Below are 22,969 nucleotides of genomic sequence, written 5' to 3'. Positions count from 1 at the left end.
CATCGGCGTGCGGCTCACTCGGTGATCCGGTGCTTCTCCAGGTCGGCGAGGTCGACCCATTCGAGGGTGCGGGCGTGGGTGGCCTCGAGGACGACCGGCGGGGCGACGCCCCCGTCGAGGGCCTCCTTCCACCGCGTCGCGCACAGGCACCAGCGGTCGCCGGGCTGCAGGCCCGGGAAGTTCGCGTCGGGGCGCGTGAGGTCGTTGCCGCGCTCCGCGGAGAACGACAGGAACTCCGCGGTGACGCGGGCGCACACCGTGTGCACGCCCGCGTCGTCGGGACCGGTCTCGCAGCAGCCGTCGCGGTAGAAGCCGGTCTTCGGGTCGTGACCGCAGTCGGCGAGCCGGCCGCCGAGGACGTTCTGAGCCATGCCCCGGGCGTACCCCGCCTCAGCGCAGCGTGACCCCCAGCAGCGCGTCCACGGCGTCGGCGACGCGGGTCGGGCCGTCGGGCGTCCAGCCGGCGGCGTCGCGGCGGGCGAGCACCTCGTCGGCCCAGGCGTCGAGCGCGGCCAGCGCGCCCGGGGTGTCGAGGTCGTCGGCGAGGTGGGTGCGCACCCGAGTGATCGTGTCCTCGGGGTCCGGCCCGGTGGGCGCGGCGGCGGCCTCGCGCCAGCGGTGCAGGCGCGCCTGGCCGGCGGTGAGGACGTCGGCGGTCCACGACCGGTCGCTGCGCCAGTGCCCCGCGAGCAGCGCCAGGCGGATCGCCATCGGGTCGACGCGGTCGCCGCGCAGGCGGGAGACGAAGACGAGGTTGCCCTTCGACTTCGACATCTTCTCGCCGTCGAGCCCGATCATCCCGGCGTGGCAGTAGTGCCGGGCCAGCGGGTGCGCGCCGGTGAGGGCCTCGGCGTGCGCCGAGCCGTACTCGTGGTGCGGGAAGGCGAGGTCGGAGCCGCCGCCCTGCACGTCGTACTGGTCGCCGAGGCGGTTGAGCGCGATCGCGGCGCACTCGACGTGCCAGCCGGGCCGGCCCTCGCCGAGGTCGGAGGCCCACGACGGCTCGCCGTCGCGGGCCATGCGCCACAGCAGGGCGTCGATCGGGTCGCGCTTGCCGGGCCGGTCGGGGTCGCCGCCGCGCTCGGGGAAGATCTCGCGCATCCGCGCGTCGGAGTAGCGCGAGACGTAGCCGAAGTCCCGGGTGGCCGTGTGGTCGTGGTAGACGTCCGGGTACTGCTCGTCGTCGGCGCGGTAGGCCGCTCCGTTGGCCAGCAGCTTGCCGACCAGCTCGCTGATCTCGTCGACGGCCTCGACGGCGCCGATGAAGTCGCGCGGCGGGAGGATCCGCAGCGACGCCATGTCCTCGCGGAACAGGGCGGTCTCCCGCATGCCCAGCACGACCCAGTCGACGGAGTCGCGGTCGGCGCGCTCGAGCAGCGGGTCGTCGATGTCGGTGACGTTCTGGACGTAGTGGACGTCGTGACCGGCGTCGAGCCAGAGGCGGTTGATGAGGTCGAACGCCAGGTAGGTCGCTGCGTGGCCGAGGTGGGTCGCGTCGTAGGGCGTGATGCCGCAGACGTACATCCGCGCGGTCGACCCCGGCGCCGTGGGGCGGACCCCGCCGCTGGCGGTGTCGTGGAGGCGCAACGGGGGCGCACTGCCGGGGATCCGCGGGACGTCGACCGGTGACCACGCTCGCATGGGCCCGAGCCTATGCCCGCTCGCCGGGAGAAAGCCGGGGCTGGTGGCGAACCGCTCGCCGGGGGTGGCGCGAAGGAGAGGGCGGGACCCCGGCCGGGTCCTGTCGGCGGGGCGCGGCGTGGGCGAGCACGCCGGCCCCGCACGGGATGACGGACCCGGCCGGGGTGGCCAGGAGCCGCGGGGGGGATCGGCTCCAGCCACGGCCGAGCTTACGCGCTGTTGCCCCTCGTGGTCGTGACGCCCGGTTGCCCACCACTCGATCACCCGGATGGGGTGCTCTCCTGTCGGCTGATGTGCTCAGCGTCGTCGGCGACTCGCCAGGTAGTCACTCACCACGGCGGCTCCGAGCCCGTCGAGGTCCGGGTTGACCACCCGCCCACCGGCCCGGCGGGCCACGAGGTCGACGAACGCCTCGAGCCGCGGGTCGTCGCCGAGCATGAACACCGTCATCGCCGCGTTCAGCCGGGCGAGCGCGTCGACCTCCCCGAGCGTCGCCCGCAGCGTCTCCGGGCTCGGCGGGTAGTCGAACACCGCGTGCCCGTCCGACTCGAGGTGCGCGGTCGGCTCGCCGTCGGTGACGACGAGGACGACCGGCGCCGCGTCGGCGTTCCTGCGCAGGTGCCGACCGGCCAGCAGCAGCGCGTGGTGCAGGTTCGTGCCCTGCTCCCAGGCCCCTTCCAGGGCGGTCAGCTCGCCGAGCTCGACCTCCTTGGCGTGCCGGCCGAACGTGACGAGTTGCAGGGCGTCGCCCCGGAAGCGCGTCGAGACGAGGTGGTGCAGCGCCAGCGCCGTGCGCTTCATCGGCACCCAGCGCCCGTCGGCCACCATCGACCACGACGTGTCGACGCACAGGGCCACGGCCGCGCGCGTGCGCTGCTCGGTCTCGACGATCTCCACGTCGGTGACGTCGAGGGTCCGCGGGTCGCCCGAGGCGTGCCGCATCTCCGCGTTGAGCAGTGTCCGCGGCACGTCCCACTGCTCCGTGTCGCCGAACGACCAGGGCCGTGTGGCGCCGGTGGCCTCGCCCGCCGCGCCCGAGCGCTGCGTCTCGCGCTCGCCACGCCGGGTGGACATCGACCCCACCACGTCGCGCAGCGACGACTGGCCGAGCTGGCGCAGCGCCTTCGGCGAGAGCATCAAGGAGCCGTCGGCCGCACGCTGGAACACGCCCTGGCGTTCGAGCTCCCGCTGGAGCTCCGCGAGCCGTTGCGCGTCGACGCGCGCCTGCTCACCCAGCGTGGCCTCGAGCGCCTCGAGGTCGATGTCCTCCATGCGTGCGCCCGGGTAGGACTGCGAGAGCTGCTCGGCCAGGGCGTCCATCTGCCCGAGCTCCTCCATGGCGCGGGTCGCCTCGCCCATGCCGAGCGGGTCCTCGCCGCGGAAGCGGCCGCGCCCCTGCCAGTCCTCGCCGGGCCGCAAGCCCTGCAGCTGCTGGTCGAGACGCCCGAGCTGCTCGGCCAGCCGCGGGTCGCCGAAGGCCTGCTGCATGAGGCCCTCGAGCTCGGCGCGCTGCTCGGCCGACAGCGAGTTCATCATCCGCTGGGCCGCCGCGGACCGTTCGGCCAGCAGGTCGATCAGCTCGTCGGTGGTCTGCGGGTTCTCCGGGAAGTACTGCCCGTGCTTGCCCATGAACTCGCGGAACTGGTCCGTGGTGTCCTCGCCGCGACCGTGCGCCTCGAGCAGGTCGTTGAGGTCCGAGATCATCTCGCGGACGGCCTCGACGTCCTCCGGGGTGGCGTTCTCCATCGCCTGCTTCATGCCCTGGAAGCGCTGGTCGAGCGCCTCCCGGCCGAGCAGGTCGCGGATCTGCTCGTAGGCCTGGCGCGCCTCGGCGTTGCGCCAGTCGTACTCCTCGAGCTCGCGCACGGCGCCCGCCGGTGATGGTGGCAGCGCGTCGAGCTGCATCTCGCGGAACCGGGCGTCGTCGGAGTCCTCGGCCTGCAGCGAGTTGCGCTCGGCCTCGAGCGCCTGCTCCAGGAGCTCGCGGACCTCCTGCAGGGTGCCGTCGAGCCGGTGTGTGCGCTGCAGCCGGCTGCGGCGCTCGTTGAGCCGGCGCATGAGGTCGTCGAGACCCCGCTGCTCCCCCAGCCCGCGGCGCATCAGCTCCTGCATCGCCTGGCGCGGCGACGTGCCCTCCATGACGTCGCGACCGAGCTCGTCCATCGCCTCGCGCAGGTCGAACGGCGGGGCGAGCGGGTCGGGGCCGTCGTAGTACCGGCCGTAGGAGTAGCGCCCGCTGGCCGGGCCCTGCCCCTCGGGGCCGGTGGGGTCAGCCGCCATACGCCACCGTCCCGTCCTCGGCGTCGTCGTCCTTCGCGAGCTTGCGGGTGAGGTAGAGGTGCTCGAGCGCGAGCTCGACGGCGCTGGCGAGGGGCCCGGGGGCCTCCGTGCCGGCGGCACCGAGACGCTCGGCCACCGTGTAGACCACCGACATCGACGGCAGGGCGTCGACGACCTGGCGCGCGGCCACGCGGTCGCCGGTGACGACGCGTCGCGAGCCCTCGAGGGCCGAGACGCCGTCGGCGAGCGGGGCCAGGTCGACGCCGGCCAGGCGGGCGCGGGCGGTCTCGGTGATCGAGCGGCGCAGCAGGTGGGTGAGGAGCTCGGCCTCGCGGCCCTCCTCGCCGGACTCGAACTCGAGCTTGCCGCGCAGCACCGGCGGCACGGCCTCGAGGTCCACGGGCCGGGCGACGGGGGTGTCCTCGCCGGTCACCGCGGCGCGGCGCAGCGCCGCGGCGGCGACGGTCTCGGCGGCGGCGATCGTGAAGCGGGCGGAGACGCCGCTGCGCTGGTCGACCGCGCCGGACTGGCGCAGGTGGCGGGTGAAGCGCGCGAGCACCTCGACGAGGTGGTCGGGCACCTCCGCGACGAGGTGGGCCTCCTGGCGGACCAGGGCGACCTCGCCCGCGACCTCGAGCGGGTAGTGGGTGCGGACCTCGGCGCCGAACCGGTCCTTGAGGGGCGTGATGATCCGCCCGCGGTTGGTGTAGTCCTCGGGGTTCGCGCTGGCCACGAGCATGATGTCCAGCGGCAGGCGCAGCGTGTAGCCGCGGACCTGGATGTCGCGCTCCTCCATGACGTTGAGCAGGGCGACCTGGATGCGCTCGGCGAGGTCGGGCAGCTCGTTGATCGTCACGATCCCGCGGTGCGCGCGCGGCACGAGGCCGTAGTGGATCGTCTCGGGGTCGCCCAGGCTGCGGCCCTCGGCGACCTTGACCGGGTCGACGTCGCCGATGAGGTCGGCGACGGAGGTGTCCGGCGTCGCGAGCTTCTCGGCGTAGCGCTCGTCGCGGTGGCGCCAGGTGATCGGCAGGTCGTCGCCCAGCTCGGCGACCCGGCGCCGGCTCGCGGGGATGATCGGCTCGGTGGGGTGCTCGCCCAGCTCGGAGCCCTCGATGACGGGGGTCCACTCGTCGAGCAGGTTCACGAGGCTGCGCAGCAGCCGCGTCTTGCCCTGACCCCGCTCGCCGAGCAGCACCACGTCGTGCCCGGCGAGGACGGCGCGCTCGAACTGCGGGAGCACGGTCCGGTCGAACCCGACGATCCCCGGCCAGGGGTCCACACCGTCCCGCAGGCGGGTCAGCAGGTTGTCGCGCAGCTCGGTCCGCACGCTGCGGGCCGTCGCCGCCGGGTGGCCGCTGCGGGCCAGCTCGCCGGCGGTGGTGGGGAGATCGGTGGGTACGGAAGGAGCAGAGGAGGAGCTCACCTCCCCCACGCTACGACGACGATCGCGATCCGGCCGCCGAGAGCGGGGTACGGACGGTCCCACCCAGGACCGGCACACGGACCCGGGCGACGAATCCCCCGAAGGTGTCCCGCGACGCGCCGTCACGCTGCGTGCTGTCTCGACACTCACCGGAGTTGACTGCGGGCTCTCCTCCCGCGTGGGGCTGGAGGAGGTCGTCGGGGGAGAACATGGCGCGATCCGTGCTGGTGGCCGGGGTGTCGGCCATCGTCCTGCTCGGGGGTGCCGGGCCCGCCACGGCAGTGCCCTCCGCGCCCACCGCGCCGACCGCGTACTACGCCAACATCCCGGCGGGCGCGCCGGGCTACCGTCCCGACGGCGGCCAGGTCGCGGTGGTCCCGGTGGGTGCCGCGCCCACCGGCGACGGGTCGCGTGCCGACGTCGTCCCCGAGGTCACCGAGCCCGAGGACGGGCCGGTCACGCCGTCGGTGGCCTGGTGGTGGGCCCTCGGGCTCGTGCTGATCACCGTGGGCACGCTGCGCACCCGCCCCGCGCGGCCCGCGTCGCGGCGGTGAGCCGGCACCGTCGTGCGCGGCGTCGCCGCCCGCTCCCGGCCCCCGATTCCTCGTTCGTGGTGCGGGCGCTCGCCGTGCTCGCCTTCGTCCTGGCCGCCGTCTGCGCGGCGATGGGCGTCGCGACCGCGGCGCGCGCCGACCCCTGCCCGCCCACGACGGCGCCGTGGCGCGCCGACGCGACGCCGATGTCCGCGTCGGAGCCGGTGGCGCTGACCGTCGACCGGATCGACGCGTGCTCGTCGCTCGTGCCGGTCGGGGTGGACGAGCAGCGGCGGATCGAGGCGCCGTCGGTGCACACGCCCGAGCAGGCGGCCTGGTACCGGCACGGCCCGACGCCGGGCGAACGCGGGCCCGCGGTGCTGGTCGGGCACGTCGACGGCGACGGGCGGCGCGGGGTGTTCGCCGACCTCGCGGCGGCGACCGCGGGCGACCGGATCACCGTGACCCGCCGCGACGGGTCGGTCGCGGTGTTCTCGGTGGTCGGGACGGTGCAGGTGTCGAAGAACTGGTTCCCGACCCGCGACGTGTACGGCGACACCGCCGGCCCCGAGCTTCGGCTGATCACCTGCGGCGGCGCGCTGGACCGCACCGGCCGCTCGTACACGGACAACGTCATCGTCTCCGCGCGACTGGTCGGTCGGGGCTGACGCCCACGGTCCTCACCGTGTCACGATCACCGGCATGGGCAGGCTGGACGGCAGGCTCGACGGCAGGGTCGCCGTCGTCACCGGCGCCGGGCGGGGCATCGGGCGCGGGATCGCCGAGGTGCTCGCCGCCGAGGGCGCGACCGTGGTGGCGACCGACGTCGACGGCACCACCGCCGAGGAGACCGCCCGGGCGCTGGGCGGCGGCGCGACCGGCCTCGCCACCGACGTCGCCTCGCGCGCCTCGGTGGACGCCATGGTCGGCGCCGTCCGCGACCGGCACGGGCGCATCGACGTGCTGGTGAACAACGCCGGCATCGACGTCATCGGGCCCTTCGTCGACTCCGACCCCGCCGACTGGGACCGCATCATCGCGGTCAACCTCTACGGCGTCCTGCACACCTCGCACGCGGTGCTGCCGCTGATGGTGGCCCAGGGCGGCGGGCGGGTGGTCAACCTCGCCTCCGACGCCGGGCGCGTGGGCTCGTCCGGCGAGGCCGTGTACTCCGCGGCCAAGGGCGGGATCATCGCGTTCACGAAGACGACGGCGCGCGAGATGGCCCGTCACGGCATCGGCGTCAACTGCGTGAGCCCCGGACCGACCGACACCGCGCTGCTCGCCGCCGTCACCGAGCACGACCCCAAGCTGCACGACGCGCTGGTGCGCGCGATCCCCCTGCGCCGGCTCGCGCAGCCGGCCGACATCGCGCACGCCGTCGCCTTCCTCGCCTCGCCCGAGGCCGCCTACATCACCGGCCAGACGCTGTCGGTCAGCGGCGGCCTGTCGATGAGCTGACGACTGAGCTGACCCGATGAGCTGACCCGATGAGCCGACCACTGCCCGCGCGAGAGCCCCCAGGAGGCCCCGTGTCCCTCGACGACTACCGGCAGCTGACGTTCGAGCGCCGCGAGCACGGCGTCCTGCTCATCACGATCGACCGGCCCGACAAGTACAACGCCGCCGACGAGGAGATGCACGGCGAGCTCGCGCGGGTGTGGCGCGACGTCGACGCCGACCCGGACGTGCGCGTCGCGGTGATCACGGGCGCCGGCAAGGCGTTCTCCGCGGGCGGTGACCTCGCCATGGTCGAGCGGATCGCCGGCGACTACGACCGCGTCCAGCACATGCTGCGCGAGATGTCCGAGATGGTCTACAACGTCATCGGCTGCGACAAGCCGATCATCTCGGCGATCAACGGGGTGGCCGTCGGCGCCGGGGTGGTCGTCGCGCTGCTCGCCGACGTGGCGATCGCGGCCGAGGACGCGAAGCTCGGCGACGGGCACGTCAAGCTCGGGGTCGCGGCCGGCGACCACGCGGCGATCATCTGGCCGCTGCTCGCGGGGATGGCGAAGGCGCGCTACTACCTGCTCACCGGCGAGATGATCACCGGCGCGGAGGCCGAGCGCCTCGGGATGGTGGCGAAGGCCCTGCCCCGCGACCAGGTGCTCGACGAGGCCCTGCGCGTCGCCGACGTCCTCGCGACCGGCAGCCAGCAGGCCATCCGACTCACCAAGCGCACGCTCAACAACTGGCTCCGCAGCGCCGGTCCGACGTTCGACCAGTCGGCGGCCTACGAGATGCTGACCTTCATGGGGCCCGACGTCGTCGAGGGCTACACCGCGCTGCGGGAGAAGCGCGCGCCGCGGTTCCCGTCGGCCGCCGACTGAGCGCGCACCCGCCGCGCGGAGTGCCCGATCCCCAGCAGCGCGACCAGCCACACCGGCCCCTGCACGAGCATCGCGAGCCGGAACGCCTCGAGCGTGTAGGTGTCGGGTGTGCCGGCGCCCTGGAAGTCGAGGGCGACGCCGACGAGCAGGACGACCAGGACCGTCGAGACGAAGCCCCCGACGTTGACGATCCCCGAGGCGCGCCCGATCCGCTGCGGCGGCACCGCGGCGCGCGCGATGTCGAAGGCGACGAGCGAGGCCGGCCCCCCGCCGCCGAGCACGACCACGTGCAGCACGAGCAGGGCGAGCGGCGCGGGGCCGGGCCAGGCGAGCACGACGAGCCACATCACCGCCTGGGCCACGGTGCCGGCCACGATGAGCGCGACCCGGCGGTGCGGGAAGCGGCCGGCGAGCGTGCCGAGCAGCGGTCCGATCGCGATGCCCGCGACGACGTAGAGCGCGAGCAGGCCGCGGGCGGTGCCGCCCGTGAGGCCCTCGCCGCCGGTGAGGAACGGGAACCCCCACAGCAGACCGAACACGTTGCCGGGGAACGGCGAGGCGAGGTGGCACCAGAAGGCCAGCCGCACCCCGGGCTCGCGCAGGGCCGCGCCCAGGCCGCCCTTCACGGCCGGGCCCGCCGGCGCCGGCGATCCCGCGGGACCGTCGCGCACCACGGCGAGGACGAGCACGGCGACGAGCACCGCGGTGCCGCCGGCGGCGAGGTAGGCGGGTGTCCAGCCGGTCCCGACGACCAGCGCGGCGAGCGGCACGGCCGAGACCACCTGCCCGAGCTGGCCGAGGATGCCCGCGAGCTGGTTGTAGAGCGGCACCCGGCGCGCCGGGAACCACGACGGGATGAGGCGCAGGACGCTGACGAAGGTCACCGCGTCGCCGGCGCCGACGAGCATCCGCCCGGCGACGGCCAGCCAGAACGGCGCCGCGAGCGCGAGCACCACCTGCCCGGCGGCGACGAGCACGGCCCCGCCGGCGATCACCCGGCGCGGCCCGACGCGGTCGACGAGCACGCCCGCGGGGATCTGCAGGGCGGCGTACACCGCGAGCTGCACCACCGCGAGCAGCGACAGCACGCCCGAGGAGACGTCGAAGCGCTCGGCGGCGGTGACCCCGGTCGCGGCGAGCGACGACCGACCCAGCACCGCCGCGACGTACGCGAGGACGGCGACGCCCCACACGGCGAGGGCGCGCCCGGAGCGGCGCGGGGGGACGACGGTGAGGGTCGACGAGCTCACAGGACCCGCGTCCCGCCGATCGGGAGGTCCCAGAGGTCGGCGCCGTCCCGTCCCGCCCGGACCCACTCCTCGCGGACCCGCTCCAGCGGCTCGAGCACCGGCTCGCCGGAGAGCACGAACGTGCCCCAGTGGATCGGGACGACGTGGCGCGCGCCGAGGTCCCCGGCCGCGCGGACCGCCTCGGCAGGGTCCATGTGCACGCCGCGCAGCAGCCGGCGGGGCGCGTAGGCGCCGACCGGAAGCAGGGCGACCGCGATGTCCCGGTGCCGCGCGCCGATGCGCGCCGGGAACGGCCCGTAGCCCGTGTCGCCGGCGTGCAGGACGCTGCGGCCGTCGGCACCCGTGACGACCCAGCCGCCCCAGAGCCGGCGGCAGGTGTCGAGCAGGGTCCGCCGCGACCAGTGGTGGGCGGGGACGAACTCGACCTGCACCCCGCCGACGCGGGTGCCCTCCCACCAGTCGAGCTCGGTGACGTCGGTGAAGCCCCGCCGCGCGAACCAGGGCGCCGCACCGCCCCCGACCAGCACGGGCGTGTCCCGCGGCAGCCGGCGCAGGGTGGGCGCGTCGAGGTGGTCGTAGTGGTCGTGGCTGATCAGCACGGCGTCCAGCGGCGGCAGCTGCTCGGGCGTCAGCGCGGGCGGGGTGAGGCGCCGGCGCGCGCCGGGGATGCCGCCGGCGAGCACGGGGTCGACGAGCAGCGTCACGCCGTCGACGCGCAGCAGCGCCGAGGAGTGGCCGAGCCAGGTCACCGCGATCTCGCCGGGCCCCGCGGGCGGGAGCGGCCGCGCGTCGACCACCGGCACCCGCGCGCCGTCGCGGCCCTCGGCCCCGGGCATGGAGCGGGCCAGCTCGAGCACCTGCAGCGGGTTGAGCAGGCCCGCGGTGCGGCGGTGGTGGAAGTCGCGCGGCCAGCGCGGATCGCGGCGTGCGGACGGCACGGCGTCGTACCTCGGCTCAGGGCTATGTGAGCGAAATTCCCGGCCATGGCCGGGAATTTCGCTCACATGGGGTGGGTGGGGTCAGAACGCGGGCCACGGGATCGGGGGCCAGCGGCCCCCGGGGGCGGGCAGCTCGTTCGCGTCGATGAGCCGCGCGACCCGCGAGCGCAGGGCGCTGACCTCGGCGCGGGTCAGGTGCTCGTGCAGCGTGTCGTCCAGGCCCGCCGGGTTCCCGGGCGAGAGCTTCGCCCGCAGCGTCCGCAGGCACTCGACGACGTCGTCGGTCAGCGGCTCGCCCACCCAGCCCCACAGCACCGTGCGCAGCTTCTCCTCGCGGTGCAGGCAGATGCCGTGGTCGACGCCGTAGACGCCGCCGTCGGCGCCCGCGAGGACGTGCCCGCCCTTGCGGTCGGCGTTGTTGACGACGACGTCGAGCGCCGCCATCCGCCGCAGCGCCGGGTCGTCGGCGTGCACGAGCAGCGCCGGGTCGCCGTCCATACCGCGGGCGCGCAGCACCGTGCGCCAGCCCTTGCCCACGTCCTTGGGGGCCAGGATGTCGACCAGCTCGCGCTCGTCGTCGGTCTCGATCCAGCGCTGCACCATGCCGGGCCCGAACGGCCCGTCGCGCAGCACCGTCGGGGGGACGACGCCGAACCCCGCCGCCTCGCTGACCAGGTACGTCGCCACCTCGCGGCCGGCGAGCGTGCCGTCCGGGAAGTCCCAGAGGGGCCGCTCGCCGCGGACGGGCTTGTAGACGCACCGCTCCTCGAGCCCGTTCGTCGAGATCGAGCACAGCAGCGTGGTGTTCGACGCCTCGGTGAGGCGTCCCTCCACCTCGATGCGCCCGTGGAGCAGCAGCTCCTCGGACTCCGAGGTGTCGGGTCGGTGGGTTCCGTTCCGCTCCGCGTCCACGCGCCTACTCAGGGGTGGTCACGCGGCGGAAACCGTTCTGGCGCGGGCAGATGTGGCCCGCGGCGTCGAGCGGCTGGGTGCACAAGGGGCACAGGCGGCGACCGGCGGAGACGACCCGCTCGGCCCGCGTCGCGAACGCGCGGGCCCCGGCCGGCGAGAGGAACACGCGCAGGGCGTCGGGGCCCTCGTCGGTGTCGTCGAGGACGACCGACTCGTCGATCTCCTCCTCGGTGACCGCGAGCAGCTCCACGACGACGTTGCGGGACTCGGCGTCCCAGCCCAGGCCCATCGTGCCGACCCGGAACTCCTCCTCGACCGGCACCTCGAGCGGCGAGGTGTCGACCTCGTCCTCGGGCACCGAGACGGGGACCTCGGCGCCGAAGCGGCGCGAGACCTCCTCGAGCAGGGTGCCGATCCGCTCCGAGAGCACGGAGACCTGCTGCTTCTCCAGCAGCACGCTCACCTTCCTGGCCTGCTCCGTGGCCTGCAGGTAGAAGGAGCGTTCACCGGGCTGCCCGACGGTGCCGGCGACGAACCGGTCGGGCTGGCGGAAGACGTGGATCACCCTGGGCATGGCATCTCGATCGTAGGACTCCGGGCGGGGCGCCGCCGAGGGATGGTGTCCTCTGGCGTGGACGGCCGTCTCATGCTACTCCCGTCGATCCGCCGACGGTGGCCTCCGCGGGGACGACGTCGTCGCCCGCCGCGGCGGTGCTCTCGTCGCCGCCGGGCTCCCCCGTCTCCCCCGTCTCGTCCGTGTCCGGCTTCGGGACCAGCGCGGACAGGTCCCCGCCGGTGTCGTTGACCCGCACCACGAAGGGTCGCGTGGGCGTGTAGCTGATCACGCTGACCGAGCACGGGTCGACGACGATCCGCTGGAACGAGTCCAGGTGCAGGCCCAGCGCGTCGGCGACCGCGGCCTTGATCACATCGCCGTGGCTGCACGCCACCCACAGCGCCTTCTCGCCGTGCTCGGCCCCGATGCGCGCGGCGTGGCGGCGGATCGCGGCGACCGCGCGGGCCTGCATGCCGGCCAGTCCCTCGCCGCCGGGGAACACCGCGGCGGACGGGTGCGCCTGGACGACCTTCCAGAGGTCCTCCTTGCCCAGCTCGCCGAGCTTGCGGCCGGTCCAGTCGCCGTAGTCGACCTCGGAGAGGTCCTCCTCCACCGTCGCCTCGAGCCCGCGGGCGGCGAGCAGCGGCGCGAGGGTCTCCCGGCAGCGCTGCAGGGGCGACGTCACGGCCGCGGCCAGGGGCAGCTCCGCGAGCCGGTCGACTAGCTTCTCGGCCTGGGACCGCCCGTGGTCGTCGAGGCCGACGCCCTCGGTGCGGCCGGCGAGCACGCCCGAGACGTTGGCCGTCGACCGGCCGTGGCGCAGGAGGATCACGGTGGTCACGAGGACCGACACTACGTCGGATCCTCAGGTGGCCGGCACGACCCCGTTGCTCACGGCGAGCAGCACGACCAGGCCCAGCAGCACGCGGTACCAGACGAATACGTAGATCGTGTGGTTCTCGACGAAGCGCAGCAGCCAGGCGATCGAGGCGTAGCCGAGCGCGAACGCGATGAGCGTGGCGACGATCATCTGCGGGATGCTCGGCACCACGACGAGGCTGCCCTGCACGTCGGCGGCGGACGGGTCGAGGATGTCCGGGATCTGCGTCAGCCCCGAGGCGAACACCGCCGGCAGCGCGAGCAGGAACGAGAACCGGACGGCGACCGCCCGCTCGAGCCCGAGGAAGAGGCCCGCGCTGATCGTGCCGCCCGAGCGCGAGACGCCGGGGATCAGCGCCATCGCCTGCGCGCAGCCCATGACGATGCCGTCGCGCAGCGTGAGCTGGTCGGGGCCTCGGCGCTGGCGCCCGTAGCGCTCGGCGGCGGCGAGGACCAGGGCGAAGATGATCAATACCGCGCCGTTGAGGTACAGGTTGCGCGCCGGGCCCTTGATGGCGTCCTCGAACGCCAGCCCCAGCACGCCGATGGGGATCGAGCCGAGGATCACGTACCAGGCGAGCTTGTAGTCGTAGCCGCGTTCCTCGCGCCGCGCGAGGCCGACGAACCAGGCCTTGAGCAGGCGCCAGATGTCGGAGAAGAAGTAGATGAGCACCGCGGTCTCGGTGCCGAGCTGGGTCACCGCCGTGAAGGCCGCGCCCGCGTCGTTGCCGAAGAAGAACGCCGAGGTGATGCGCAGGTGCGCCGACGACGACACCGGCAGGAACTCGGTCAGTCCCTGCACGATGCCGAGGACCACCGCCTCGAGCCAGCTCATCGGTGCACCCGCCGTCACGGCGACGGACGGTAGTGCACCCGCCGTGACGTGACGGCGTGCCCCCGGGGGCTCGCCCGTGACCTCTTCGTAAGGTGTTTCCCCGTGGAGCAGCGACGCCTGGGCACGAGCGGGCTGCGGGTCTCGCGGCTGGCCCTGGGCACGATGAGCTGGGGCCGCGACACCGACGCGGACGAGGCGGGCGCGTCCCTGCTCGCCTTCCTCGACGCCGGCGGGACCCTCGTCGACACCGCGGACGTCTACGCCGGCGGCGAGGCCGAGCGGATCCTCGGCGGCCTCTTCGACGACGTCATCCCGCGGGGCGAGGTCGTGGTGGCGACGAAGGCGGGCGCCCGGCGCGACGACGGGCCCTTCGGTGGCGGCGCCTCGCGGGCGGCCCTGCTCACGGCCCTCGACGACTCGCTCGACCGGCTCAACACCGACTACGTCGACCTCTGGCAGCTGCACGCCTGGGACGACGACGTGCCGCTGGAGGAGACGCTCGCCGCCGTCGACGTGGCGCTCACCACCGGGCGCGCCCGCTACGCCGGCGTCGCGAACTACGCGGGCTGGCAGGTCGCGTCGGCGGCGACGCGGCAGGCGCTGACGTCGCTGCCGCTGGTGTCGGTGCAGTCGGAGTACTCGCTGCTCGAGCGCTCGGTGGAGTCCGAGGTGCTGCCGGCCGCCGAGCACCACGGCCTCGGGCTGCTGCCGTGGGCCCCGCTCGGCCGCGGAGTGCTCACGGGCAAGTACCGCGAGGGCGTGCCCGCCGACTCCCGCGGCGCGTCGGAGCACCTCGCGGGCTACGTCGGGCGGCACCGCACCGAGCGCACCGCGCGGATCGTGCAGGCCGTCGTCACCGCCGCCCACGGACTCGGCACCTCGCCGCTGGCGGTCGCGCTGGCCTGGGTCCGCGACCGGCCCGGCGTCGTCGCGCCCGTCGTCGGGGCCCGCGACGGGGCCCAGCTGCTCGGGTCGCTCGCGGCCGAGGAGCTCGTGCTGCCCTCGGCGATCCGGGGCGCGCTCGACGACGTCAGCTCGCCGGTCGACCCCGACAGCGAGGACGAGGAGCCGGACCTCCCGCCCTGGGAGTGACGCGATCCAGGTCCCGCGGCGCCCGCGCGACGCGTGCGCGGGATGACCGCCTGTGCGTACGGTGGTTCCCGCTCCGTCAGGTGTCCCGGAGGTGGTCGGCTCGTGAACGACGCTGGTGCCCGCGATGGCGGGGCTCTCGTGGGTTCGGCGGTGGTCGAAGGGGACTGGGAGTACCAGCCCGTCCGGCTGCCTCCGGACGTCACCCGGATCTCGGCCACGGTCCAGCTCGGCATCCGCGCCGAGTTCGGTGGCTGGGAGCTCGCCCGCACGCTGCTCTACGCCGACGGCACCCGGAAGGTGTGGCTGCGGCGCAGGCTCTCCCGCTCCCTCGCCGCGGGGCTCGCGACCTGAGCCCCTCGGGGTGAGGCGGGGCGCGAGGTCCTCGCGCTGACCTATGCCCAAGATCGCGTCGAGACCGACGCCGCGCGGGACCGATTTGGCCGTGGCGGACCCGTCGGTGCCGTGCATTCTCGACGCGATCTCGTGCATAGGTCCTCCGATCGCACCCGACGCCGAGCGGTCGGAGGGATCGGCCCGCGACCCGTCAGCGACGCGACGCCGGCCTCGGTCCGTCAGGGCGCGAGGAGCACCACGCGGCCGGTGGTCCGGCGGGCCGCGAGCTCGGTCAGGGCGGCGGGCAGGTCCTCGAACGCGTACTCGGCGCCCACGAGCGGGTCGATCGCCCGGCGGTCCCACAGCGCCTCGATCTCGCGCTGCCAGGCGGCGACGAGGTCCGGGGACCGCTGCTGGTAGGCCGCCCAGTGCACGCCCACCACGTCGTAGTTCTTCACCAGCACGTGGTTGGTGGGCGCGTCGGCGTGGCGCCCGCCGGCGAAGCCGATGACGAGCAGCCGCCCCTCCCACGCCACGGCGCGGCGGACGGCGTCGAAGGTGTCGCCGCCCACGGGGTCGTAGACGACGTCGGCGCCGCGGCCGTCGGTGAGCTCGCGAACGGCGGTCACGAGGTCGTCGGGATCGACCAGCACCTCGTCGGCGCCCAGGGAGCGCGCCACCGCGGCCTTGTCCGCGTCGCCGACCACCGCGATCACCCGCGCGCCCGCGGCCGTGCCGAGCTGGACGGCGGCCGCCCCGACCCCGCCCGCGGCGGCGAGGACGAGCAGCGTCTCCCCCGCGCGCAGCGTCGTGCGGTGGTGCAGCGCGCACCAGCCCGTCTGGTAGGCCACGAAGAACCCCGCCGCCTGGGCCGCGCTCATCCCCTCGGGCCAAGGCCACGTCGTGCGCAGTACCGCCTCCTCGGCGAACCCGCCGTGCGGCATCACCGCCGGCCCGATGACGCGGCGGCCGTCGTCGGTCACCCCGGCCACCTCGAGCCCGGGCGTGAACGGCGGCGGCACCCGGTCCTGGTACCGGCCGTCGACGTAGAGGATGTCGGCGAAGTTCAGCGCGGCCGCGGCCATCCGCACGCGCGTCTGCCCCTCCCCCGGCTCGGGGCGCGGGACGTCGGCGACCTCGAGGACCTCGGCGAACGGGCCGAGCTCCGGCACCCGCCAGGCGCGCATCAGGACCGCAGCAGGACGCGCTCGAGCACCCGGGTGCCGAACTGCAGGGCGTCGACCGGCACCCGCTCGTCGATGCCGTGGAAGAGCGCCGTGAAGTCGAGGTCCGGGGGCAGGCGCAGCGGGGCGAACCCGAAGCAGCGCATCCCGAGCTTCACGAACGCCTTGGCGTCGGTGCCGCCCGACATCATGTAGGGCAGCGTGTGGGCCTGCGGGTCCTCCTCCTGCACCGCGCGGGTGATGACGTCGACGAGCTCACCGTCGAAGGGGGTCTCGACGGCCTCGAGGTTGCGGATCCACTCGCGCTCGACGTCGGGCCCGAGCAGCTCGTCGAGCTCGCGCTCGAAGGCCTCCTGCCGCCCGGGCAGCACGCGGCAGTCGACGGTCGCCTCGGCCACCGACGGAATGACGTTGGCCTTGTAGCCGGCCTGCAGCATCGTCGGGTTCGCGGTGTCGCGGGTGGTCGCGCCGACGACCCGGGCGACCCCGCCGAGCTTCGCCACCGCCGAGTCGAGCGCGGCGGCGGAGTCGGTGGGGAACTCGATGCCCGTCAGCGTCGTGACCTCGTCGAAGAAGCCCTGGACCGACTCCGTGAGCACCAGCGGGAAGCGGTGACGACCCAGGCGAGCGATGGCCTCGGAGAGGATCGTGACGGCGTTCTCGTCGTGGACCATCGAGCCGTGCCCGGGGCGCGAGCGCACCCGCAGCTTCATCCACGCGATCGACTTCTCGGCGGTCATCACCGGGTAGACCCGGACGTCCTCGCCGAGGGTCAGGGAGAAGCCGCCGACCTCGCCGAGCGCCTCGGTGCAGCCCGCGAACAGGTCGGGGCGATGCTCGGCGAGCCAGTGCGAGCCGTAGGCGCCGCCGGCCTCCTCGTCGGCGAGGAACGCGAACACCAGGTCCCGCGGCGGCACCGTGCCCTCGGCCGCGAACTGGCGCGCGAGGGCCAGGATCATCGCGTCCATGTCCTTCATGTCCACCGCACCGCGGCCCCAGACGTAGCCGTCCTGGACCGAGCCGGACAGCGGGTGGACCGACCACTCGCTCTCGTCGAACGGCACGACGTCGAGGTGGCCGTGCACGAGCAGCGCCGGCCGGTCCGGATCCGCACCCTTGAGCCGGGCGAACACGTTGTGCCGCCCCGGGGCCCCCGACTCGACCACCTCCGTCTCGTAGCCCACCTCGCGCAGCTTCGCGTCCACGTAGGCGGCGGCCTCGGCCTCACCCGTCGTCGTCGCGAGCTCGCCGGTGTTCTGGCTGTCGATCTGGATGAGCTCGCTGGTCAGCGTCACGACCTCGTCCTCGGCACGACCCATGCGCCGCATCCTGCCACCCACCGTGATCGGGCGGCGCGGCGTCGTCTACGCTGGTCCCACGCAAGTCCGAGTGGCGGAATGGCAGACGCGCTAGCTTGAGGTGCTAGTGCCCTAGTAGGGCGTGGGGGTTCAAGTCCCCCCTCGGACACACTCTCCTCTCTCCCCGACGGCCATCAGTCGTCGTGGTCTTCGTCGTCGGGCTCGTGGTCCTCGTCGTCCTGCTGGTCCGCCTCGTCCTGGTCGTCCTGGCGCTCCTCGTCCTGGCGCTCCTCGTCCTCGCGGGCCCGCGACGACGAGGCCGGCCGCTCGCCGACCGGCGACGCGGCCGTCGTCGACAGCCGCGTCGAGGGTGCGGGCGACGACCCGTGCTCCGGGGCCTGCGCCGGCGGCTCGGTCCGGTGGGTCCTGTCGGGGTCGCTGGCGCGGCCGGCGCGGTCGGGCTCCCGGCGCTCGGTCGGGCGCTCGGTCGGACGCCCCGCCCCGCGCTCGCTCGACCGCTCCGTCCGGTGCTCGGTCGGACGCTCGGTCGGGCGCTCGGTCGGGCGCTCGGTCCGCGGCGGTGCGGCAGGCTCGGTGCTCGGCTCGGTCGCCGGTTCGGTGCTCGGTTCGGTGCTCGGTGCGGTGCTCGGCTCGGTAGCCGGCTCGGTGTCGTGGTCGTCCGGTGCTCCGGGGAGTGGCGCCGCGGGGGTGCGGCCGGGCGTGCGGGTCGGGGTCCGCGTCGGGCCGTCGACGGACGGCTCGGACCCGGGCGCCGCGACGAGCGTGCTCCGGGGCGGTGTGGCGGACGTCCGCGGAGGCTCGGAGGACCGCGGGGTGCCCCCGGACGCGGCGGTGCTGCGGCGGGGCGGGGCCGGGCGGGCCGCGACCTCGTCGTGCAGTGCGCGCCAGCGGGCGCGGACCTCGCTCGCCTCCCGGTCGAGGCCGCTCGGTGGCACCACGGCGAGCCGCTGGTCGGCGCGGGCCAGTGCGTCGGTGGCGCGGTCGAGGTCACCGCGCTGCATCGCCGCCGAGGCCTCGTCCAGGTCCGCCGACGCGAGCAGCACGACGTCGTCGCCCGCCGGCGGGGTGGGGCGCACGCCGACCCCCGACCACACGGTCACCACGACCAGGCCCGCGACGACCGCGGCGGCGAGGGTGCCGGCGGGGACGAGCCGGCGGGGCCGTCCGGCCGTCCGGGCGCGGCGCACCAGCAGGGCCGCGCGGTCGACGTCGATCGACCACGTCGCCGGGCACCGGCAGACGGTCCCGCGCCAGGCGAGGAGGGTCGCGGCGAGCTCCCGCTCCACCTCCTCGTCGGGGTGGTCGACGACCGGTTCGGCGACCGCGTGCGTCCCGGCGGCGACGTCGTCGAGGAAGGCGTCGTCGTCGGCGAGGGCGTGCCGCAGCCGGTGGTGACGGCAGGGTCCTTCGTCCGCGGGATCGCGGTCGGCGCAGGCCCCGCAGCCGGGGAGGTCGTCGGTCACCCGGCACCGCCGGTCGGCGCCGCGGTGTGCCGGACGGCCCGGTCCGAGGGGGCGGCGCCCCGCGCCGGGCGCCGGGTGGCGGCGAGATCGCCCTCCAGCACGCGGCGCAGTCGGCAGAGGGCCCGGTGCTGCGCGATGCGCACCGCGCCGGCCGTGGTGCCGACGGCGTGGGCGACCTCCTCGACCGAGAGCCCCACCACCGTGCGCAGGACCAGGATCTCGCGCTGGCGGTCGGGCAGGTGCTCGAGCAGACGGCCCAGCCGGTGGCGGGTCCAGGCGTCGATGGCCTGCTGCTCGGGGCCGGAGGCGAGCTCGGCGGTGTCGAGCAGCTCCGGCACGTCGGAGGTCGCCGCGCTGCGGTCCCGGCCCAGCGAGCGGAACGCGTTGGACACCTTGTGGGCCGCGATGCCGTAGACGAAGGCGAGGAAGGGCCCGTCGGCGCGGCGCCACCGCGGTAGGGCCGTGATGACGGAGAGCAACACGTCCTGGGTCAGGTCCTCGGGCGACGTCGTCGGTCGTTCCCGTCCGCCGAACCGCGCGCGGCAATAGCGTTCGACGATCGGCGTCAGGACGCCGAGCAATTCAGTGAGCGCTGCGCGGTCCCCCCGCGACGCCCTTCCTGCCTGCCCGTCGAGGTCGTCGGTCAACACGGTTTCCCCCACCCGCGGCGCTGCGGTGAACGGTTTCCCGGCGTGACGGCCGCGCACTGCGCAAACGGCGGGCCGGGAGGTGGTGGCCCCACACGGAGTGGCCGCCCGCACGTCGGGGATCCCTGACTGTGCACCCGTGCGCGGGGGACGACAAGGAATCGTTACCGCTCCGAAGCCCGGAGGGCCGGGACCGTTCCGTCGTGCCGCGGGTCGAGCCGGGACGACGACGCCCACGGGCCGCGGTGCGGGTGGGACGGCCCGACGCCGAGCGTCCACGGTCGGCGCGCGGCACAGGACGTGAGGCGAAGTCGATATCCCCGGAAGGCGCCCCGATCGTCGAGACGTCGTCACGGACGGCGACAGATCACTGTCCGAATTGCTCCGACACCGCCGGGTCTCGCGCTCCATGTTGCCCCACACGGGTGAATCGTCTCAGCAAACACCACCTGTGAGTAACGAAACCCCGGGCATCGGTGAACTGGAACACACAGGTCCGGCACGACGGGGTGCAGGGGGTCGCCATGGGTGGAGCGGGCGGAGGACGGACGCGACGCGCGACGCGCCGGCCGGTCGGTCCGCGGCTCGGCATCGGGGACGGCGGGGCGCCGCTCGGCGTGCTCGCGCGCCGGGCGACGACATTCCGGGCGACGTCGGAGCGCGAGGAACCGGTACCCGCATCGACCATTCTGCGTCGTCGACCGGGCACACAACGCTACGGGGGGAACCGTCGTGACCATCATCTCTGATCCCCTCCAGTACAACGAGGACGAACTGTTCGTGGACCTGCGCGCGATGACCGGTCACGCGCTCTACCTCAAGTGCGAGGGATTCAACTTCGCGGGGTCCATCAAATTGAAGGCCGCGCGCGGGATGGTGGAGGCGGCCGAGCGCGACGGGCTGCTCAACCAGTGGTCGGTCCTCGTCGAGTCGTCGTCGGGGAACCTCGGGGTCGCGCTGGCCATGGTCGCGGCGAGCAAAGGCTACCGGTTCCTCTGCGTGACCGACTCGCGCTGCAACGAGACCACCCGGCGGCTCATCCGGACCCTCGGCAGCGACGTCCACACCGTCACCGACCCGAACCCGGTGACCGGCCTCCTCGGCGCCCGCATCGACCACATCCAGCGGCTCTGCGCCTCGAGCCCGCGCTACGTCTGGCTCGACCAGTACGCCAACCCCGCCAACTGGCGGGCCCACCACCGCACGACCGCACCGGCGATCGCCCGCGAGTTCCCCGAGCTCGACGTGCTGTTCGTCGGCGCGGGCACCACCGGGACGCTCATGGGGTGCGCGCGCTGGTTCCGCTGGTGGAACCCGGACGTGCGCATCGTCGCCGTCGACGCCGTGGGCTCGGTGAGCTTCGGCGGCCCGGCCTCGCGGCGCCTGATCCCGGGTCTGGGCATGAGCGTGCCGCCCCCGCAGCTCGACGCGTCGCTCGTCGACGACGTCGTGCGCGTCGAGGAGGAGGACACCGTCCGGGCCTGCCACCGCCTGGCCACGCGCGGCTTCCTGTTCGGCGGCTCGACGGGGACGGTGGTCAGCGGCGCGACGGCCTGGCTCGACCGCTACGGCACGCCGGGCCTCACCGCGGTGGCCATCGCCCCGGACATGGGCGAGCGGTACCTCGACACCGTCTACTCGCGCTCCTGGGTGCTCGAGCACTACGGCGAGGCGGTGCTCGGGCGGGATCCCTCCGTCGTCGACGCCCGATCGGCCTGAGCGATGCCGTCCCGGGTGCCGATCCTGCCGACCGGGTCCGACACACCGCGCCCGCTGCTCCGCCTCGCGGAGCCGCCGGCGCCCGACCCGTCCCACGCCGACCACGTCCTCATCGACGGGCGGGAGGCCCAGGGCCCTCGCGCCCGTGCCGGGGAGCGCCTCGACGACCTGGTGGCGACGCGCTGCGCGTCGTGGCGGGACGCCGACCGGCTCGACACGGCCGCGCTCGAGACCCCCGACCGCACCCTGTCCTACGGGGAGCTCGACGCCGACGCGAACCGGCTCGCGCGGTACCTCCGTGTCCGCGGGGTGCGTGGCGGTGACCGGGTGGCGCTGCGGCTCGACCGCCCCGACGCCGCCCACACCGCCCTGCTCGCCGTCGCGCGGCTGGGCGCGGCCACGGTCACCGTCGCTCCGGGCCTCACGGCCGACACCACGACGACGCTGCTCGTCGACGTCGGCGTCACGACGGTCCTCGCCACCGACCGGGGCACCCCGGACCTGACCGGGCTCGCGGTGGCGGCGGGCGCGGACGTCGTCGCCCTCGACCGGGCCGCCGCCCTGGTCGCCGAGCAGGACGGGCGCGCCCTGCTCGACGTCGAGTGCGGCCCCCGCCGGGACGCGCTCGCCTACGTCGTCCCCACCACCGACGGCGGCGGCCTGCGGGCCACGGCCGTCGACCACACCGCGGCCGTGGCGCTCGTGCGGGTCCTCGGTGACGTGCTCGGCGTCCGGCCCGGCGACCGCGTGCACCGCGGCGCCGCGCCGGGCTCCGACCTCGCGGTGCTCGAGACCTGGCTGGCCTGGGCGCGCGGCGCCACCGTCGTGGTGCCGCCGGGCGGGGTCGAGCGGGCGCCGGCCGCCCTCGGCCGCCACCTGCGCGATCGGCGGATCTCGGTGCTGTGCGCCGGGCCCGACCTGCTCGCCGGGATCGACGTGGACCTGCCCGACCTGCGCCTCGTCGTCGTCCCGGGCCCGTCGTACCCGCCGGACCTCGTCGCCCGCTGGCACCGCCCGGGCCGCCGCCTGGTCGGGGTGTACGGCCCGCCCGAGGCGACCGTCGCGGCGCTGTGGACCGAGCTCCGGCCGGACCGCACCGCCACCCTCGGCGTCCCGCTGCCCACCGGCCGCGTCGTCGTCCTCGACCCGGGCCGGCCCGCGCGGACGCTGCCGCCGGGCGCGGTCGGCGAGATCGGCCTGGCCGGCGCCGGGGTGGCGCGCGGCTACGTCGGACGCGCCGACCTCGACCGCGAGACCTTCGTCCCCGACCCCGTCGACATCCCGGGCAACCCCTCGGGCCGCGTGGTCCGGACCGGCGACCTCGGCCGCGTCACCGAGGACGGCGAGGTCGAGTTCCTCGGGCGGCTCGCCGACGCCGGCGGTCGCGGCGCCCGGCCCACGGTGCCCGTCGTGGCCCGGCGGCCGGCCGCGCCGACGCCACCGCTCCCGCCGCTCCCGGCGCCCCCGCCACTGCTGTCACCACGGCCTGCGCTGCCGCCCTCCCCGCGTCCCCGCGTCCGGGTCACGATGTCCGCGCCCCCGTCCGACAGCGCCCCCACCGTGGCCCTGTCCACCGCCGCCCTGTCCACCGCCGCCCTGTCCACCGCCGCCCTGTCCACCGCCGCCCTG

Annotated in this window: 22 protein-coding genes and 1 tRNA gene; 9 read left to right on the top strand and 14 right to left on the bottom strand. The window is 75.0% G+C overall.

Translation table 11 applies throughout. The features are described from left to right. Window positions 1-14: 14 nt before the first annotated feature. From PH190_RS25720 to PH190_RS25705, 4 genes are all read right to left on the bottom strand, one after another. Entirely contained in the window at window positions 15-371 is a 357-nt protein-coding gene (locus PH190_RS25720) for a DUF2237 family protein (RefSeq protein ID WP_274234387.1), read from the bottom strand. Window positions 372-390: 19 nt separating this feature from the next. After that, complete coding sequence (gene mshC / locus PH190_RS25715) at window positions 391-1,641, bottom strand: cysteine--1-D-myo-inosityl 2-amino-2-deoxy-alpha-D-glucopyranoside ligase (protein WP_274234386.1); 1,251 nt, start codon at window positions 1,639-1,641, stop codon at window positions 391-393. Between the two features lie 297 nt (window positions 1,642-1,938). After that, entirely contained in the window at window positions 1,939-3,921 is a 1,983-nt protein-coding gene (locus PH190_RS25710; protein ID WP_274234385.1) for a vWA domain-containing protein, read from the bottom strand. Continuing rightward, window positions 3,911-5,347: an ATP-binding protein gene (locus PH190_RS25705; protein WP_274234384.1), complete on the bottom strand. Its 1,437-nt coding sequence runs from the start codon at window positions 5,345-5,347 to the stop codon at window positions 3,911-3,913. Before PH190_RS25705 ends, PH190_RS25710 begins: the two co-directional genes overlap by 11 nt. Before the next feature lie 209 nt (window positions 5,348-5,556). Between PH190_RS25705 and PH190_RS25700 the strand changes: the two genes are divergently transcribed. The 4 genes from PH190_RS25700 to PH190_RS25685 all read left to right on the top strand — a co-directional run bounded on the left by PH190_RS25700 (window position 5,557) and on the right by PH190_RS25685 (window position 8,213). Beyond that, complete coding sequence (locus PH190_RS25700; RefSeq protein WP_274234383.1) at window positions 5,557-5,901, top strand: hypothetical protein; 345 nt, start codon at window positions 5,557-5,559, stop codon at window positions 5,899-5,901. Further along, complete coding sequence (locus PH190_RS25695; RefSeq protein ID WP_274234382.1) at window positions 5,898-6,548, top strand: class F sortase; 651 nt, start codon at window positions 5,898-5,900, stop codon at window positions 6,546-6,548. The genes PH190_RS25700 and PH190_RS25695 overlap by 4 nt, the downstream gene beginning before the upstream one ends. A 34-nt stretch (window positions 6,549-6,582) precedes the next feature. Next, window positions 6,583-7,341 carry an SDR family NAD(P)-dependent oxidoreductase gene (locus PH190_RS25690; RefSeq protein ID WP_274234381.1) on the top strand — a complete coding sequence of 253 codons (759 nt, stop codon included), beginning with the start codon at window positions 6,583-6,585 and terminating at the stop codon, window positions 7,339-7,341. Between the two features lie 71 nt (window positions 7,342-7,412). After that, window positions 7,413-8,213: an enoyl-CoA hydratase/isomerase family protein gene (locus tag PH190_RS25685; protein ID WP_274234380.1), complete on the top strand. Its 801-nt coding sequence runs from the start codon at window positions 7,413-7,415 to the stop codon at window positions 8,211-8,213. Here PH190_RS25685 and PH190_RS25680 read toward each other — a convergent pair. The 6 genes from PH190_RS25680 to PH190_RS25655 form a co-directional block, all read right to left on the bottom strand. Then, window positions 8,159-9,463, bottom strand: a complete 1,305-nt coding sequence (locus PH190_RS25680) for an MFS transporter (protein WP_274234379.1) — start codon at window positions 9,461-9,463, stop codon at window positions 8,159-8,161. The genes PH190_RS25685 and PH190_RS25680 overlap by 55 nt on opposite strands. Continuing rightward, on the bottom strand, window positions 9,460-10,401 hold the full coding sequence (locus tag PH190_RS25675; RefSeq protein WP_274234378.1) for an MBL fold metallo-hydrolase: 942 nt from the start codon (window positions 10,399-10,401) through the stop codon (window positions 9,460-9,462). Before PH190_RS25675 ends, PH190_RS25680 begins: the two co-directional genes overlap by 4 nt. A gap of 81 nt (window positions 10,402-10,482) precedes the next feature. After that, the gene (locus tag PH190_RS25670; protein WP_274234377.1) at window positions 10,483-11,313 is read right to left on the bottom strand and encodes an SCO1664 family protein; all 831 of its coding nucleotides are present in this window, start codon (window positions 11,311-11,313) and stop codon (window positions 10,483-10,485) included. Between the two features lie 4 nt (window positions 11,314-11,317). Next, window positions 11,318-11,887: a DUF3090 domain-containing protein gene (locus tag PH190_RS25665; RefSeq protein ID WP_274234376.1), complete on the bottom strand. Its 570-nt coding sequence runs from the start codon at window positions 11,885-11,887 to the stop codon at window positions 11,318-11,320. 70 nt (window positions 11,888-11,957) lie between these two features. Then, a complete protein-coding gene (locus PH190_RS25660; RefSeq protein ID WP_274234375.1) occupies window positions 11,958-12,710 on the bottom strand; it encodes a histidine phosphatase family protein in 753 nt (250 codons plus the stop codon). Between the two features lie 24 nt (window positions 12,711-12,734). Then, complete coding sequence (locus PH190_RS25655) at window positions 12,735-13,583, bottom strand: undecaprenyl-diphosphate phosphatase (RefSeq protein WP_274234445.1); 849 nt, start codon at window positions 13,581-13,583, stop codon at window positions 12,735-12,737. A 102-nt stretch (window positions 13,584-13,685) separates the two neighbouring features. On the opposite strand from PH190_RS25655, the gene PH190_RS25650 reads away from it, so the two are divergent. Together PH190_RS25650 and PH190_RS25645 are read left to right on the top strand one after the other, a co-directional pair. Beyond that, window positions 13,686-14,675: an aldo/keto reductase gene (locus PH190_RS25650; protein WP_274234374.1), complete on the top strand. Its 990-nt coding sequence runs from the start codon at window positions 13,686-13,688 to the stop codon at window positions 14,673-14,675. 102 nt (window positions 14,676-14,777) lie between these two features. Then, window positions 14,778-15,026: a DUF5703 family protein gene (locus PH190_RS25645; RefSeq protein WP_274234373.1), complete on the top strand. Its 249-nt coding sequence runs from the start codon at window positions 14,778-14,780 to the stop codon at window positions 15,024-15,026. Between the two features lie 221 nt (window positions 15,027-15,247). Here PH190_RS25645 and PH190_RS25640 read toward each other — a convergent pair whose 3' ends face one another. Both PH190_RS25640 and PH190_RS25635 read right to left on the bottom strand, forming a co-directional pair. Continuing rightward, window positions 15,248-16,195: an NADPH:quinone oxidoreductase family protein gene (locus PH190_RS25640; protein WP_274234372.1), complete on the bottom strand. Its 948-nt coding sequence runs from the start codon at window positions 16,193-16,195 to the stop codon at window positions 15,248-15,250. Further along, entirely contained in the window at window positions 16,195-17,511 is a 1,317-nt protein-coding gene (locus PH190_RS25635) for a M20/M25/M40 family metallo-hydrolase (RefSeq protein WP_274234371.1), read from the bottom strand. Before PH190_RS25635 ends, PH190_RS25640 begins: the two co-directional genes overlap by 1 nt. A 64-nt stretch (window positions 17,512-17,575) precedes the next feature. Here PH190_RS25635 and PH190_RS25630 point away from each other — a divergent pair. After that, window positions 17,576-17,659: transfer RNA gene (locus PH190_RS25630), tRNA-Leu, on the top strand. Between the two features lie 25 nt (window positions 17,660-17,684). Here PH190_RS25630 and PH190_RS25625 read toward each other — a convergent pair. Then, complete coding sequence (locus tag PH190_RS25625) at window positions 17,685-18,974, bottom strand: hypothetical protein (RefSeq protein ID WP_274234370.1); 1,290 nt, start codon at window positions 18,972-18,974, stop codon at window positions 17,685-17,687. Then, window positions 18,971-20,032: an RNA polymerase sigma factor ShbA gene (gene shbA / locus PH190_RS30660; protein WP_337993856.1), complete on the bottom strand. Its 1,062-nt coding sequence runs from the start codon at window positions 20,030-20,032 to the stop codon at window positions 18,971-18,973. Before shbA ends, PH190_RS25625 begins: the two co-directional genes overlap by 4 nt. Before the next feature lie 321 nt (window positions 20,033-20,353). On the opposite strand from shbA, the gene sbnA reads away from it, so the two are divergent. Beyond that, complete coding sequence (gene sbnA / locus PH190_RS25615) at window positions 20,354-21,340, top strand: 2,3-diaminopropionate biosynthesis protein SbnA (protein ID WP_274234369.1); 987 nt, start codon at window positions 20,354-20,356, stop codon at window positions 21,338-21,340. 15 nt (window positions 21,341-21,355) lie between these two features. After that, window positions 21,356-22,969: AMP-binding protein (locus tag PH190_RS25610; protein WP_274234368.1), on the top strand; the 1,614-nt coding region annotated here is incomplete at its 3' end.

Source organism: Actinomycetospora straminea, assembly GCF_028737255.1.
Taxonomy (GTDB): domain Bacteria; phylum Actinomycetota; class Actinomycetes; order Mycobacteriales; family Pseudonocardiaceae; genus Actinomycetospora; species Actinomycetospora straminea.
This window is presented reverse-complemented; position numbering and strand designations above follow the sequence as displayed.